The organism is Bacteroides sp. 51, assembly GCF_010500965.1.
Lineage (GTDB): Bacteria > Bacteroidota > Bacteroidia > Bacteroidales > Bacteroidaceae > Bacteroides.
Genome location: NZ_QVMI01000026.1, coordinates 19,499 through 35,580, shown reverse-complemented (window position 1 = coordinate 35,580; position 16,082 = coordinate 19,499). Strand labels below are relative to the sequence as shown.

The following is a 16,082-nucleotide window of genomic DNA, read 5'->3' as shown; positions in this document are numbered from 1 at the left end:
TTGCTTATTAGAATTCAATATTTACTCCGAAAATGAATGACTTACTATGAGGGTATGTGCCCCAGTCAATACCTTGTACGGCACCGTTATTCCCCCATTGGTTTACTTCGGGGTCCATACCCGAGTAGTCGGTCCAGGTAATCAGGTTGGTCGCCGTGAAGTATGGCTGACAGCGGCTTATGCCCCATTTACGTAGCAGTTTACTCCGAACATTATAAGAAAGAGTAACGTCCTTCACACGCAGGTAACTTCCGTCTTCAACAAAGTAAGTGGAGTTCTTCATATCAAACTTAGCTTTCGGCACGCTGGTAATCTGTCCGGGTATTCTCCAACGATCGAGCACAGCGGTTGACTGATTCTTGCCATCGTACATCCCTTCGGTTTCCATACGCGAGGCGTTATAGATATCGTTTCCGTAAGAACCTTGCAGGAATACATTCAGCGTGAAATTCTTCCAGGAGAAGGTATTGGTCAATCCGAAAGTGAAGTCGGGATTGGGGTCGCCGATATACGTACGGTCTGCCGGAGAGATTACATTATCATCGGTTAAATCACGGTACATCAGTTCGCCCGTTTCGGGGTCTACTCCGTCGCTGATATAACCATAGAATCCACCCAACGGGCGACCAGGTTCATTTCTTACCACATAGTCATTGACATATTCGCTGGTTTTCGCTGTATAATAAATCTTAGTCAACGAAAGTTTAGTCAGCTTGTTCTTGTTAAAAGAGATATTAAAATCAGTATCCCATTGAAAAGCGCCTGTGAAGTTCTTGGAGTTCAAGGTAAATTCAAGCCCTTTGTTGGTCATCTCGCCTTCGTTACGTTTGATATTGCTGGCTGCCTGTCCTTCGGGAAGGGTCACAGTCATTAACATATCGGTGGTTTTCTTATAATAATAATCGGCAGAGAAAGTCAGTCGGCTATTAAGTACAGTCAGGTCAAAACCGATGTTGGTTTGCGTGGTTGTTTCCCAGGTGAGGTCTTTATTACGAAGACTTGAAAGATTGGTGATGGAAGGCACAGCATTGGCATCTCCATTATCGCCAAACCACTGCTGGCGTTGGATGGAGTTCATTTGCAGATAGGCATAATCGCCAAGTCCCGACTGGTTACCGGTTTGTCCCCAACCTCCACGGATTTTCAAGTCATCAATCCATTTGATATCGCTCATAAAGCTTTCGGAAGACATGCGCCATGCAGCCGAAACAGATGGGAAATATCCCCAACGATGATCCGGGTCTAGCTTTGATGAACCATCGGCACGCATATTAGCCGTGATCAGGTATTTGCTGTCGTAGTTATAAGCCACACGACCTACATAAGAATAGATTGACCACTCGGAAGAGGTTGTCCAGGTGTCTGTCCACGAAATCTTATTTGCTGCATTCAGCGTTGGGATAGAAGCATTGGCATAATGCGAACCTACGATATGGCTACGCGACCAGATTGATTTGGTCCACGAAGAACCAAGCATAACATCGAGGTTATGTTTCTTAAATGCCTTGGTGTAGTTCACGATATTATCGAAAACCAATACGGTACTTCTTGAACGGTCGTCGGTACCTTGTCCTTTTTGATCACGTCCATAGCTGGTGGTTTCGGGATCAAGGAAAGTGGTTTCAATATTATCGTAACGATCTAATGTCATGGAGCCTCGGTAAATCAGTTCGGGCAATAACGTTACTTCGGCTTTTCCGGTAGCAAGTAACCGGGCGCTATTGTATTTATTGTGCTTGGAGCGTGCCATGTTTTCGAGCGGACTCGTAATGTTTACCCCATAGAAAGAGTTATTGTAGGTTCCATCTTCATTGTAAACCGAAGCGTATTTCGGAGTATTGATCACAGAGAGGATAACCCCTGCCCTGTTTGAGCCTGTACCCGATATAATTCCATTCGTTGTATTATCCGAGTAAGCTACATTTCCACTGATCTTTAACCATGAACGTACCTGATTCTCTACGTTAGCACGGAAGTTGTATCTTTTAAAGAAAGCGGTTTTGATCACACCATCTTCTCCGGTATATCCTCCCGACAGATAGTATCTAAGTTTATCCGTGCCACTGGCTACAGAAACCTGATAGTTCTGTGTTACACCTGTACGGTAAGTTTCGTCAAACCAATCGGTCTGGTCGGTCAGGTCGTCGGGTAAATTTACCAGGCCCACCTCATCCATCAAATCTTTGTATTGAGCAGTATTCAATGACTTGATTTTATTAGATACTTTCGTAACCCCCGCATGGACATTCAAGGTTACTTTGGCCTGCCCTACCGCACCCTGTTTGGTGGTAATCATCACTACCCCGTTGGCTGCACGCGATCCGTAAATAGCCGCGGACGAAGCATCTTTCAACACCTGCATACTTTCAATATCATTGGCCGACAGGAATTTAATATCGGTCATCGGAACACCATCCACTACATACAGCGGATCATTACTTCCGTTCAGGGAAGTTGTACCACGCACACGTATAGAAAGTGTTGCACCGGGTTCACCACTTGTAGCCACTACAGATACCCCGGCAGCTTTACCCTGCATGGCCTGCGCAGCCGAGAGGATAGGTCTTTGATCAAGATCCTTAGTAGATACGGAAGAAATAGATGTGGTTACATCTTTACGTTTAACTGATCCATAACCGATAACAACAACCTCGTCAAGCAGTTCATTGTCTTCTGTCAGGGTTACGTTAAGGTTTGCTGTTGCTTTTACCTCCATAGGCTTATACCCGATATAGGTAATGAGCAAGGTGGCACCGCGGTTAACCGAAAGAGTAAAGTTACCATCGAAATCAGAAATCGTTCCATTGGTTGTTCCTTTCTCCAGAATACTGGCACCAATGATGGGTTCTTTTGCCGAATCCACGATTTGTCCCTGAACGGTCATTGTTTGCGCGAATGCACTGCAAGAGATAAGCAATGCCAACAAAGCAAAGAGAATCTTGCGACTCCCGGGAAGGTTTTCTCGCCTGTTCATTTTCATTTTATATTAGAATTTTAAAATTAACATTAACCTCATGCCAACCGGCCGAAGTCTTCGAAGCAAATGTAGGGGGATGAAACAGGGCATCCTAACCTGGGGGTAGAAATGGTGGACGAAGTGAAAGGACACGATCAATCATCCAACTGATTATCAACGCAATAACAAATCAGCCGGAGCTAGAAAAAGTGGATTCTATATGAGGAGTTTATGGAGTGAAAGAGCCTATTTTCTTCACTAAATCTTCAAAATCTTCACGCGAACCTTTGGCCTTGTTCTTTACTTTGGCCCGATAGTTATAAATAGTGTTCACAGAATAGCGTAGTAACTCGGCAATCTTCGAACTATCTTCAATGCCCAGGCGTATCAGGGCAAAGATGCGTAGCTCGGTATTCAGCAGTTCTCCTTTTTTGAGGAGAATCTTTTCTTCATCAATCAGAAGGGCATTGAATTCATCCACAAAACTTGGATAAAGGCGCAGGAAAGTGCTATCGAAGTTAGCATAGAAATCTGCCAGCTCGTTATCCATGATTTGTGTTGACTTAGTCGTCTTTAGTAGTTCCGGCACTTTTCCAGCCATAATCTGTTTGCTTACCATTCGCCGGTAAGCATCCAGTTTATCGAGATAGGTAGAGCAAAGGCCAAGGAAGTAGCCAATATATTCTTCTTTAATATGATTCGACTCGGAAAGTTCAAAGTTTACGCCTTGCAACTGGTGGTTCATGGTGTTCAATTCATTATTCAACTCATGAAGTTGCTGGTTTGCATTTTGCAGATGATCGCGTGCCGTTTTAAGTTTCTTCATCTGCCGGTAGATATAAAGCAGGGCAAACAAGAGAAGTATGGAGAGTACGCTAATCATAATCAGGTTGTTCTTCAACTCCCGGTTTTGTTGTTCGTTCTTAGCCTGAAAAGTTTTGTTGATTACCGTTTGGATGCTTGCGATTTGCAAACTCCTTAACCGGGCGTTGTAAAAGTTAGCATCGTCAAGAGCCTGCCTGATGTAACTATATGAGCGGTCAATATCTCCTATATCATAGAGATAATCGGCCAGCATACATAAAGAAGCGTTGTCTTTTACGGCAGAGAGCAAATCGGATATGGCAGAGAGCGCCAACCATTCCTGGTATTTCTGCATATCATTCAATTCGCGGTACATCAGTGCACGCCAGAAAGCAACAACGGCGTATTCGGGAGTACCAAACGTAGTTCTAGAAAGCCGTTTATCGTTTATCTCTACCGTTTTCTGAAACTCTTTACCATCCAAATAAATATTTTCGGAAGCTACAAGGTAAGCCTCAGACTCCGGATTAAATACAGACAACATGGAATCCCTGTATGCACGTGCCAGCGAACGGTATTCTTGTTCATTCCAACGGTCATGCGTGTTCTGCGAAAGTTCATTGTAAAGATGTTCGTAGCAGGAGTAATAATCGGCTATCAGTTCAGTATTAAGAGTAACCTTATCAACCGACTCCAACCATTTGCGGGATTCGCTGAACATACCCGAAGAGGACAACAAATAAGAAAGCTTTAATGAAGTTTCATTGGTCCATTGCCGGTTTCCGGTTTCAATGGATAATGCTATGTTTTTATTCAGATAGTGAATGGCGGAATCGCAGATGAATGCCTTATACTCTTCATATAACACGGTGTTTAAGGTATACTGTTGTGTAAAGTCATGCTTATTCTGCATGAGTTTACCTTTCAGGTTTCCGATACGCTCCTCGCGTACCTTGACATATTGAGTTTGTTCCTCAATCGTGCGATCGAGCACACTGAAAAGCGAGTCGAGCTTATGGGTGGCAAAAGAAGGTAAGCTAACTAAGGCTAGCAGAAGGATAAATATATATCTCATAGTATCAGGGCTTCAATAAGTTGAAAAACAACTTTGATAAAACAAAGATAAATAAATATTCTACACTTTCCTACTTAAGCGACAGATACAAAAGAAAGGGCTTCCTAAAAAGTCTTTTAGATCACGTCATTGCGAGTTGCCACTATATTAAAATATAGAACTATTTGATAATGACAATATCCACCCCCTGCCCCCGCCAGCGGGGGATACGATGCCGCAGGTATCCCCCGCTGGCGGGGGCAGGGGGTGGATATTGTCATTGGTAACATAGTGAAGCAATCCAGGCTATATGCCTTAACTGGATTGCTTCGGGCAAGCCCTCGCAATGACGGAGCCGGTACAGTTGACCTTTTTAGACAGCCCCATCTTTATTCTTTATCCAAGATATGTTTAGAACAACTTGGCTGGATATTCGCCGGCATCAACCAATGCCTGGATCTTATCTACAACACCTTGACGGTCGTCGGCGTAGGTTACACCAAACCATTTAGAGGTGGTATCCAATACTTTAACGCGTGCAGTTCCGGCGTTGATCAGGTCATTTACAACCAATGGAATGAAGTACTCGCTCTTTGGATTATTAATGTTTTCATTCAGGAACTTAACAAAAGCTTCTTCCGAGTATTGGAAGTAGTCGGGAGTGAAGCCCCACATATTCATAGATACCGGGGTGTTATCAGCGATAGTAACCATCTCGCCGTTTTCGTCTTTGAACGAAACTTTACCGTCGATACGCTCGATAGCTGTACGTTCAACAACAGTAGTCAGGTAACCGTCAGCATCGGTAGCGCATACGCCACGGGCCACAGAACCACTTTCGCTCAACGTGTTGCCTACACGGTATCCTACCATGCAGTAGTCGTTTTTCTTTCCGGTCATTTCGGTCAGTTCCTTGCCAAGTACGGCGAAGCTATCGCGACCATAGAAGTCATCGGCATTGATTACTGCGAATGGTTCGTTGATCACATCTTTGCCCATAAGTACAGCGTGGTTCGTTCCCCAAGGTTTTACACGGTCGGCAGGCACAGTAAATCCGGCTGGCAAATTGTCGATAGCCTGGAATACTACTTCTACCGGAATATGATTCTCGTACTTGCTGATGATCTTTTCACGGAAGTCTTGTTCGAAATCTTTGCGGATAACGAAAACGACTTTACCAAATCCTCCACGAATAGCGTCGAAGATAGAGTAGTCCATGATAGTTTCGCCATTTGGGCCGAGTCCGTCTAATTGTTTCAGTCCTCCATAACGGCTACCCATACCGGCTGCAAGTACAAATAAGGTTGGTTTCATAATTTTGTATTTAAAGATTAGTGATGAATTAATTAGTTTGCGCCACAAAAGTACAAAATTATTTAGATTTACGATTAGACTATTTACGATTTACGATTGAGATTACTACATTAAGGGTATAGTATATCCAAATCACTTAGAAGCTACGATTAAACAAGTGAAGTAATCTCAATTGTAAATCGTAAATAATTAAATCGTAAATCAGAATGGGTATCCAATAGCCAGGTGCAAGCCTAAACCATCTTTAAATGTCGGAATATTGTAGAATCCTTTCTTACCGGTTTCGTATGGCATGTGAAGTCCAATCCCACAATCGACACGGACAACAAGGAACGATAAGTCATAGCGCAAACCGGCTCCTGTACCCACCGCAATATTATCAGGAAAATCTTTCAATGAGAACTTCCCACCGGGACGCTTCTCGTCATCTCTGAATAGCCAGATATTGCCCGCATCCACAAATATGGCTCCATGTAAATCATTAATAATGCGGAAACGGTATTCAATATTTGCTTCTATCTTCAGGTCGCCGGTTTGGTCCAGATAACCATATTTCTCATCATCAGATTTATATGTACCCGGCCCTATGCTCCGGACTGTAAATGCACGGATGCTGTTTGCCCCACCAATAAAGAATTGTTCGCTATAAGGAGCAACCTTATTTCCGCCATAAGCATAAATCGCCCCGCCTAACAAACGGGTTGCAATAGATTGGTTCCGGTCTATATTCCATGTATAGCGCGCTTCGGCTGTTAATTTCATAAACTGCGATAGTTTAGAGCCTAACAAGGTCTTTTCTTCGCTAAATCCTTTACCGGCAAGAGCATAGATTCCCGATGTGATATTTCCTGCCGAAGTTAAAGACGTTTGCAACCAGAAACGGTTTATCCTTCTGCGGACAGCCTGGTCATCATAGGTATATGTATAATTCATAGCCGGAATAAACTGATTCTGCATCGCCTTATCCAAAGCGGGTCTTTCTTCCAGTATCTGTCTAAACTCGGCTGTTGTACTTTGCAGAGTATTAAACGTCAGCCGGAACGGAGTAACCGAGTGACTGCTTACCCGGGTAGGCTGGAACGTATAGGTAGCATCGCCACCAAAAGCCAGCATTTTAAAATAGTGCGCCCGGTTTAGCTGGTCAATGTTCAGGCTGAATTTAGTTGTTGCAGGGAAATCATAATCTTTCTTATTCAACCAGGGGAATACAATCCGTGGGAATGTCAATGAGGTATTCAGCCCCAGTTCATAAGAGTTTATCTTGGCTCCGGTTCCACCGGCCGATTTGGTCTGCCATTCGTAAGAGCCTTTCAAACGGATAGAGAAAGTCTCCCCACCATGAAACACGTTTCGTTTGGTTATGCTATAAGCCGCTCCCGGGCCGGCATAATCATTGCTTTTAAATGCCATATTCAATTCCAGTTCGCTATCGTAAGGCAGGTCGAAGGTCGATTTTACCACAACGTCCAGTGTATCATTGGTAGCCACCGTGTCGCGGGGGATGAATTGCATTTCGGTATAGCGGAATATGCCCAGTTCTGAAAAACGTTCCTGCGTACGGGTGCTTCGCATTTGTGCATATAACTGCCCTCTATCCAGGCGGAAACGTTGTTTCGCCACTTTAGGGCGCAACTTTAGTTTATTGTGGAAATGTATGGTTATATCGTCATAACGAATGGAGTCATTGGGCATCTCGCCTACAGATCCATATAAATACAAATCGCGGTTGCCAATATAATATTGTCTTTTGGCTTGCTCGGGTACACCTGTTTTAGGAAGAATCTGCAAGTCGACCAATCCGCTTACCCGGGTAGTATCCGCACGATATCCGATATAGTCGGGACGGAAGTAATAATAGCCACGGTTACGGAGTAGTGTACTGAGGCGTTGCCGTTCTTCATCCAGTTTAACCACATTAAACTGATCGCCTTTATGCAGCAAGGTTCTTCGTTGTGCCCGCTGGAATAATTGCTCCACATCGGGAGTGAAACGGGTGAACATGATTGTATCCAGAAAATAAGGGTTCTGCATATCCATATGGAACCGGATCTTTGCCTTCTTTTCATTTTTCTTGTTTGTAATCACCTCATAGCCAGCCTTACCATTAAAATAGCCATAGTCATGCAACAGATTGGTTGCTACTTTGGCACGCAGTTCCGGATTTACGTTACTGATTAATACAGGTTGGGAACCAAATGTTTTGAATATCCATTTGCCTAAACCGGAATTTGAATTGACATATGCATTATATATCCACAATCCAAACGGAAAGACCTGAAAACGTGAGCTACCGAATATGGCTCCATTAGGGGCTTTGGCCAGCGCACCTTCTATCTCGTCCATAGCTGCGTTGTATGTTTCGCCATGACCTTCATTCTCGACCTTTAGTTTCTCCTGACCGGTATATAGTTGCTGGCCATCGATTATGTATTTGGTTGTTGAACAAGATGCAAATAACATAATCATCAAACCACAAGCTATGGTATATATTTGCTTATATCCTTTCATTTTTTCTTCTTCTTAAAGATGAATAGTTCACCCAGTTTATTTACTTTCTTCCTCAGTATGATACCTCCTCCGGTTTCCGTGATATCACTTTCGAGGATGTTTTCGTATTCTTTGTTATGGAATAACCGCACATAGCGGGTTCCGGAAGTATCTAAACGGTATTCCAGGGATACATTATCAATGAATACATCTTCTTCATCTGTTGTTTGTCCGCTTGATACGGTACCACCAATTACCACTTGTACGCGGTCATTGAAGAAGCGCTTGGAGTAACTAAAGTTATAATCGGTGCGTTTACCATCTGCACCGTCATAACTATCCATGCCAAATGTAATATCTGCGTGTTTGAGTCCCTTACCCACCAGATTAGCGATCTGACTCTGCACCAAACCACTAAAATCACCGCCGCTTGAACCACTGGTTAACTGATACATGCCTGTAGCCATCAAGGTTATCGCCTGTTTGCTTCGTTCGGCAGCATCCATAGCAGCCAGCTGGCGTTGTACTTCTGCATCGTCCGGGGCTTCCAGATTAAATAGCAGTTCCAGATCGTTCAACTTATTCTTCACCTCAATGGAGATATCAAAGTTGACCATACGCGAGCCGTTACTGCCTTCATTGGGCACGGATACACGCATCCGTTCGGTAGCTTTGAAGTTGAGGTTGGGGTCCATCACGTCGCCCCCCCATTCTACATAACTGCCATTGTTAACTGCAAATTCTTTTAGAGGAATAACGGGCAAGGCATACTTTACGGTACCACCAAATAAGGTGTAGCGACCGGAAAGTAACATTTCGCCCTGCGGTGTGTATTGGAAAGCCAGATCGCCCCCACCCTGCAATGCTATACGGCTGCTACGGTCGGGACTCAGGTCTACATTCACCTTGGCTGTCTGGTCAATATGGATGTTCATAATGATATCCATTCCACCTAAAGCCAGCTGCGGTTGTTCTTCGGCCTCAACAACGATTGTATCGGAGAATGATGTAAACTCAACCAAATCGCCCAACCGGTCCTGAACGCTTAACGGGGAGTCGACCATTACGTAGGTTACATCGGTATTGTTCAAGAGGTTGACATTACCACGCATAACTAAATTGCTAACAGGGCCTTTGATGGTAGAGTTAAGGTCGAGGAATACTCTTCCGTACAGCATGCTATCATTTTTCCGCTTCGCATTGAGTAGCTGATAGTTCTTTGCATCCAACGCTAAGCTGACCATAGGTTTGGAGAGATCGGCCACATCGACATATCCATTGATCGTAAACGGGTTATCGCTGGTGGTATAGATCGCAAACTTATCGAACGTTAAGCGGCTATTCTGAATTTGCATGGGCCGGTTGTCGAAGCGGAAATCGAAGCCATACTGCCAGGAGGTAACGGTAACGCTATCCAGCATCAGTTCGCCATCTACAGCGGGTTTATCGGGGGTTCCGGTGATGGCCATGCTGCCATCCAGATCGCCCATGAGTTCTACGAGTTGATCGGGGATAAAGGCATTGGTTATGTAGAGTGGGAAATGTTCCAGGGAGGTGGTTACATCAATAACATCGCCAACCGTGTTATAGGTGCCGTCGGCTGTCAATACCTCGGTTCCTTCGCTAGTCATGTAGGCATTCAGGAAGTGCTTGCCTTTATTATCGGGTAGCCAGGTTACACCCAGCCCGAGATTCCCTACGCGGTTGGTTTCATAGTGTAGTTTACTGATAATTCCTTCGGCGGAAACCTGCATGCTTTCGGCCGACTGTTTGTAGTTGGCTTCCAGAAAGACCAATCCGGAGATATCGGGCAGGTAAGGAAGGATTTTACTGACCTCGGCCAGTTCGACGGCCCGGATTTCAATGTCGAGGTTCTGTAGGTAGGTGCTGTCGGCTTCTTCGAGGGATTTCACCCGTAGCCCCATGCCGATGGAGTCGAGCATCTCGACATCGGCAAGTACCCTGAAGTTATCTCTGACGAATACGGTGTTATGGCCGTTGAAGTTGAACTTGCGGAAAGCGACTGTGGGTTCTTCGGGAATCAGTTTGAACAGCATGCCATCTTCTTCGGGGCGGATATTCACGCCAAGCAACACGCCTGTTTCTCCTTGCCCATCGTTAAATTTCAGGGTCAGTTCGGCATCTTCGCTACGGACTTCGCCCGTTAATGAGGTGTTGAATACGAAGTGGGGGTTCTTCGGACCATTGATTACACCACTGCGCAGGGCCATGAGGGAGGTGTCTTGTTTGATGGAGAAGTACACCGTATCTAGTTGCAGCGTATCTATTTTCAGCGCATGGATAGCAGCACGACCGTTGATTCCAATCCGCGGGGTAGCTACAAAGCCTACGTTCAGGTTGGTGTATTTTATATTCTGGAACGAGGCCAGGTATTGGTATAGTGGGTTATCGGTACCGGAAGTCAGTACGAGTCCCGCCGATGGCAGGGCACGGCGCAGTTCGGCGTGGTCGAGGCGTTTGGCTTCGATTTGCTTGTTTAGTATATCTACGAACCCGGTAGATTCTTTAAGCAGGGTTTCGAGCGGTCCGCGGGAGCGGAGACGGAACTTAAGGTCGCCCGAGTTCAGTGCGATGTTCACCGTATCTTTTCCCAGATTTGCATTCAGATCAAGAGCCAATGGCTTCTTTAAGGTATCGGGTATAAATCCTAATTCGTGCAGGTTCAGGTGAGCGACGTTGATATGTGCTTTGGCCTGTGTATAGGGTTTATTGAGGGCATATTCGGCCTGACCATCCATCGCCAGCAGCGGGTTGTTGCTTACTATATGTGCGGAGGCAATGGCGTTTTTCAGTGCGCCGTCCAGATGGATGTTGGTGATATTATAAGAGGCATATTCCAGCTTATCTACCCTGGCGGCCACGGTGGCAGAGGTGCGATAGGATGTAAAATCGGTTCCCTGACCTTTCAGATTGGCGGTTGCGGCAAGGGTATAGATGGAGTCTTTGGGCAGGAAGTGGTTTACGGCCAATGAGTCGATCTTGAGGTTGGCGGTATATGCTTCGGTATTCAGGTTGTATCCGGCATCGAGGTGAAGGGTTCCGGCACTCTCGCGTGCTCGCAAGGTGGCGTTGTACTGGGGACCGCGCATTCCGGCTTTGAGTGCCATTACGATGTTGGGGGGTATAACGATGGAACCGTCGTTGGGCAGTCCTGCCAGTGCGGTCAGGAAGTTGAGGTTCTGGGTGCGGAGTTGTAATTCCACATTGCCGGTGCGGTTTATGCTGTCCAATACCTGTTCCACTGTACCGCCGCCCGTCAGGGTAAAAGCGCTGGGAAGGTTCATGGAGAGCCGGGAGATGTCGATCCGGTTCATATTTCCTTTGGCACTGAGTTGCATGGTCAGGGGGTGTGCAGGATAGCTTTTCTTGAAGGCATCGGGCAGAGCGGCGGCAAAAAGGAGTACGTCTTGCTTGCCTATCCGGCCATCCATTCCGGCTATGACGCGGTCGTCTTCGAGGCTTGTCATATCCCAATAGGCTTGCGCATGGAGGTTTAGTTCGGAATGGGGGGTGAGTAGTTTGAGTCCGGGTACACGTATTTGCAGAGAGTCCATGTGCAGGCTGCCCGTCAGTGATTCTATGCTCAGGCCGGAACGTTCGTTCATGCTGAACTCGCGGATTACGGCATGCATATTCATCGCCCGATAGGAGACGGAATCTATTCCTACACGGATATCGCGCAGCGCCATGTGCGAGGGGTCGAAGCCTTTGGCGGGCGGTAGCGTTCCGGTGTCATAGTTTACGGAGGTGCCGCTGATGAGGAGTTGTTCCAGTCCGTAGAATTGCTTCCCGAGGTCGGCCTCGACGTTGTTGATAGCTGCTTCGCCTATATGGGCAGCTACGCGCATGGTGTCGGCCGGCATCTGCATACTGAAGGATACGTTCTGGAGTTTCGCCTTCAATAAAGATGCTTTCCAGTTGAGGGTGCTCTGGGTGGTGTCTTTAGGAGACTCGGTGGTATCGTTGAGTAGCAGGTGCAGATGGGTGTCGCGCAACTCGACGTTGTTGATCAGGGCTATCTCATTGGAGAGGTCTACCCCGTGGCTTTGCAGGGAGAAACGTCCCAATACGCCCGATAGTTGCATGCCTTCGATGAGGTTGGCTGTATTTACTTTGGCGCCGCGCAGTGTTACATCATCTAGTTCGGCCCGTCCTTGGAAAAGGGGCAGCAGTTGTACGCTGGCGCTCAGGCTCTCGAGGGTAAGGATGGTATCGGGGGCTTGAACGACTTCAACTCCGCTTACGGCGAGCTTCAACGGGAAACGCAGGTTGATGCGTTGTACATTGATCTGCATACCGGTTGCTTGGGATGCATAGGCGGTAGCCTCCTTACGAATATAGTTCTGTATAGGAGGGATATAAAGCAAAATTATTGTTAATAACACAAGAATTATAGGCGCAAGTAGCACCGTTAACCCTATTCTCTTAAGCCATTTCTTTGTCATGAGCAATTTTTAGAAATAAAATCGGTACAAAGTAAACAATTAAAGAGGGAAAAAGGTTGCAGATTTCTATAATATATACAAAGAGACGTAAATTGTTGATGGTTCATGCCGTTTGCGAGGTCACCGGTTTTGAAGGAAGGGAGGATTTGGGTTCAAGATTAACTAAAAACGGTGTGGAAATGATTTAATTCTATGCTGCCTTCAACGTCCACCCCCTACCCCCGCCAGCGGGGGATACCTTGCGGAGACACTGTGTAGCGCAGCCTATCCCCCGCTGGCGGGGGCAGGGGGGTGGATGGTTGAAATAACGTAAAACCCTACAGAAATGATCGAAATAATAAATACATCTTAAAACAACAACAAATATATGAAGAAGCCTCGGCTTCTTTCTTTATACCCTCTAAAAGAGGGTATTTCTTTATTATTTATTTAAATAAATCCATTATCATCTTCATCACCATCATCATTTACATTATCATTGTCATTATCATTATCGGGTTGTTTCGGTTGTTTTTCAACCCAATCGGTTGTTTTGGGCCACAAGCGTCACTGCCAAATACTACTACCATTTGCTTCGAATGCTAGTAGTATTTACTCCAGATGCCAGTAGCATTCAGCACAGATGCTACTACCATTTAACCCGAATGCTAGTAGCATTTGACAGTAGCACCTTGCCGCCACCTGACTGCCCATTATAATTCTGTCTGAACCTGACGGACTACCTCATAGACCAGTCGAAGCACCCTTTCCGTTTCGCCTTTTATCTCCGAAGAGAACGCTTCACCCCGCTGCTCTTCAAGCCAGGACAACAGAGGAATAATCTCAGTGGCTTGAAGCAGCGTAAATATCGGGAGAAGTTTATGAGCCATTCCAGCTATTTGCTCCACATCCTCAGCGTTCAGAGCCTCACGCAACGTTTCGGCATTCTTCGTCGTTTCAGCAATAAAACTTTCTATGATAGACCGGGCAGCACTCTCATCGCCTTCGGAGAAAGCCGTCAGTGCAGCAAGATTTAATGTCTGCGTCGCCGTTTCATCCGCCATATCCTGTGGCGAAGAACTCTCTGCTTCGGCTGTGCCACCGCCAATCGCCGCCAGCAGTGCGGAGATAGAGAACGGTTTATTTAAACAACCCGCGAAACCATGATTCAGGAAATCCTCTTCCCTCATTTCGCTGCGTGCAGTCACCGCTATAATGGGGATGGTACGCGCCTGCGGAATATTGGATGCCCGCAGTAAACTCAATAAATCAAAACCGTTAATGGCAGGCATCTGCACATCGGTAAGCAGAACGTCGAACTGTTCGCGCCGCAGATACTCCGTCAATTCCTCCAACTGCTCGCAACATACCGCCGCAATTCCCGCCCTCTCCAACATGGCAGAAGTCAGGTTTAGCTGTATCTTATCGTCGTCGATAAGTAGCACCCGCGCGGGTTTGACAGACGCTTCTTCTTGTTCGGTTTGCTCGGGTTTGCTTGCACGCTTCCCCTTTCCACCCACCGGGAAGAGAGGCAGAGAAACGATGAAAGAACTTCCCTCTCCTTCCGTACTTTCCACTTCAATCGTGCCTTCCAGCAGATTCACAAGCTTGGCAACGATAGACAGCCCCAGTCCAAAACCTTCCTCGCCCTGCGCTCCCGGCAAACGGGTGAACTCCTGGAATATCCGCTCTTTATCTGCCGGAGCCATACCTTTCCCGGTATCGGATATGATGATTTGCAGGCGCGATTGTTCGTACCCCACCTTCAGGGTTACACTCCCCGTCACCGTAAACTTCACCGCATTGGACAGCAGGTTATTCACAATCTGCCGTATGCGCAACGGATCGCTGATAAAACGGGCATTCAGCTCCGGAGCCATTTCATAACGCAAGGAGAGGTTCTTTGCATCGGTTAAAGGCTGGAAACTGGTGTGAATCTCATCAAACAGTTGCGCCGGATTGAAAGTCACCCGGTTGATTTCAACCTTATTCAGGTCGAGGCGATGGAAGTCGAGCAGATCATTCACCAACTTCAACAGATGGGAAGAAGAACCCTTCATGTTGTCCAGATAGAACTTCTGACGGTTGTCGACAGAGAGCTGCGACATCAGGTCAATGTAGCCGATAATAGAACCCAGCGGGGCTTTAAAGTCGTGGGTAATGGTCAACATCAGGTTCTCACGCGCCTGCAACAGCTCTTCGGCAAGGCGGTTTGCCTCTTCCAGCTTCCTACGATAGCGGTTGCTACGGGTGATATCCCGCCAGATCAGAATGAGGAAGAATGCGGCTAGCAGCACAGCGCCAATCGCTATCCCCCCAATGATGCGGGTGGAGCGTTGACGTATGCTTTGTTGGTTCTCGGCCTCTCTGCGGGCCAGCGAAACAGCTTCCTCCTCATACCCCTTGATCAGGCTATCAATACGGGCGGTCAGTACCTTGTTTTGCTTGCGGATACGGTATGTATTGCGCTGTATGGTTGTCCGGTTTATTTCCCGTTTTTGTTCGGTAGCCGTCCGTATTCTCTGGTGCAGGGAGTCAACAGGGTTGATCTCATGTAAAAGGGTATCTGTGGTTAGTTCCTGGGTGGTATTGACCACAACGGCCGTGTCTTTGGAAGGAGAAAACACCTCGCCTATCCTTTTGAGAAAGCCTTTCTTGCGGACAGGGGCAACAACGGAATCTGTCTTGATTACTACCCTATGTTGTACACGCTGCTGTGTAATAACAGAATCCTGCTTGGATATGATCTCCTCCAACTCATCTACCGAAAGAAGTTTATCGTTCACCTCGTTCAATGAACGAAGAATATCGAGCGTATTCTCATCTTTCTCTTTCAGGAGCACGTGCAAGCTGTCTGCCTTCAATATCTGCTCGGTATCCAGAACCGACAGGTTTTCAACCTCCCGGTGAATAAGCCAAAGGGCTACGAACAAGACGCCCAAAAGCAGAAGATAACCAATGGCAATTTTAATTTGGGTAAAACGGGAAGGAGTAGACATGGCTTATTGTTATTTTTGAAACG

6 protein-coding genes are annotated in these 16,082 nt (G+C 46.4%); all 6 read right to left on the bottom strand.

The window, feature by feature from the left end; translation table 11 throughout:
• Positions 1-7 precede the first annotated feature (7 nt).
• Entirely contained in the window at positions 8-2,980 is a 2,973-nt protein-coding gene (locus tag D0T87_RS17320; protein ID WP_163176385.1) for a TonB-dependent receptor, read from the bottom strand.
• A 205-nt stretch (positions 2,981-3,185) separates the two neighbouring features.
• Positions 3,186-4,835, bottom strand: coding sequence for a DUF6377 domain-containing protein (locus D0T87_RS17315; RefSeq protein ID WP_163176384.1), 1,650 nt, complete (start codon positions 4,833-4,835; stop codon positions 3,186-3,188).
• Positions 4,836-5,225: 390 nt separating this feature from the next.
• Positions 5,226-6,128, bottom strand: coding sequence for a nucleotidyltransferase (locus D0T87_RS17310; RefSeq protein WP_163176383.1), 903 nt, complete (start codon positions 6,126-6,128; stop codon positions 5,226-5,228).
• A gap of 201 nt (positions 6,129-6,329) precedes the next feature.
• Positions 6,330-8,636, bottom strand: coding sequence for a BamA/TamA family outer membrane protein (locus tag D0T87_RS17305; protein WP_163176382.1), 2,307 nt, complete (start codon positions 8,634-8,636; stop codon positions 6,330-6,332).
• Positions 8,633-13,081, bottom strand: a complete 4,449-nt coding sequence (locus D0T87_RS17300) for a translocation/assembly module TamB domain-containing protein (protein WP_163176381.1) — start codon at positions 13,079-13,081, stop codon at positions 8,633-8,635. The genes D0T87_RS17305 and D0T87_RS17300 overlap by 4 nt, the downstream gene beginning before the upstream one ends.
• A gap of 692 nt (positions 13,082-13,773) precedes the next feature.
• Positions 13,774-16,059 (bottom strand): ATP-binding protein, encoded by a 2,286-nt coding sequence (locus D0T87_RS17295; protein ID WP_163176380.1) that lies wholly within the window; start codon positions 16,057-16,059, stop codon positions 13,774-13,776.
• Between the last annotated feature and the right edge of the window lie 23 nt (positions 16,060-16,082).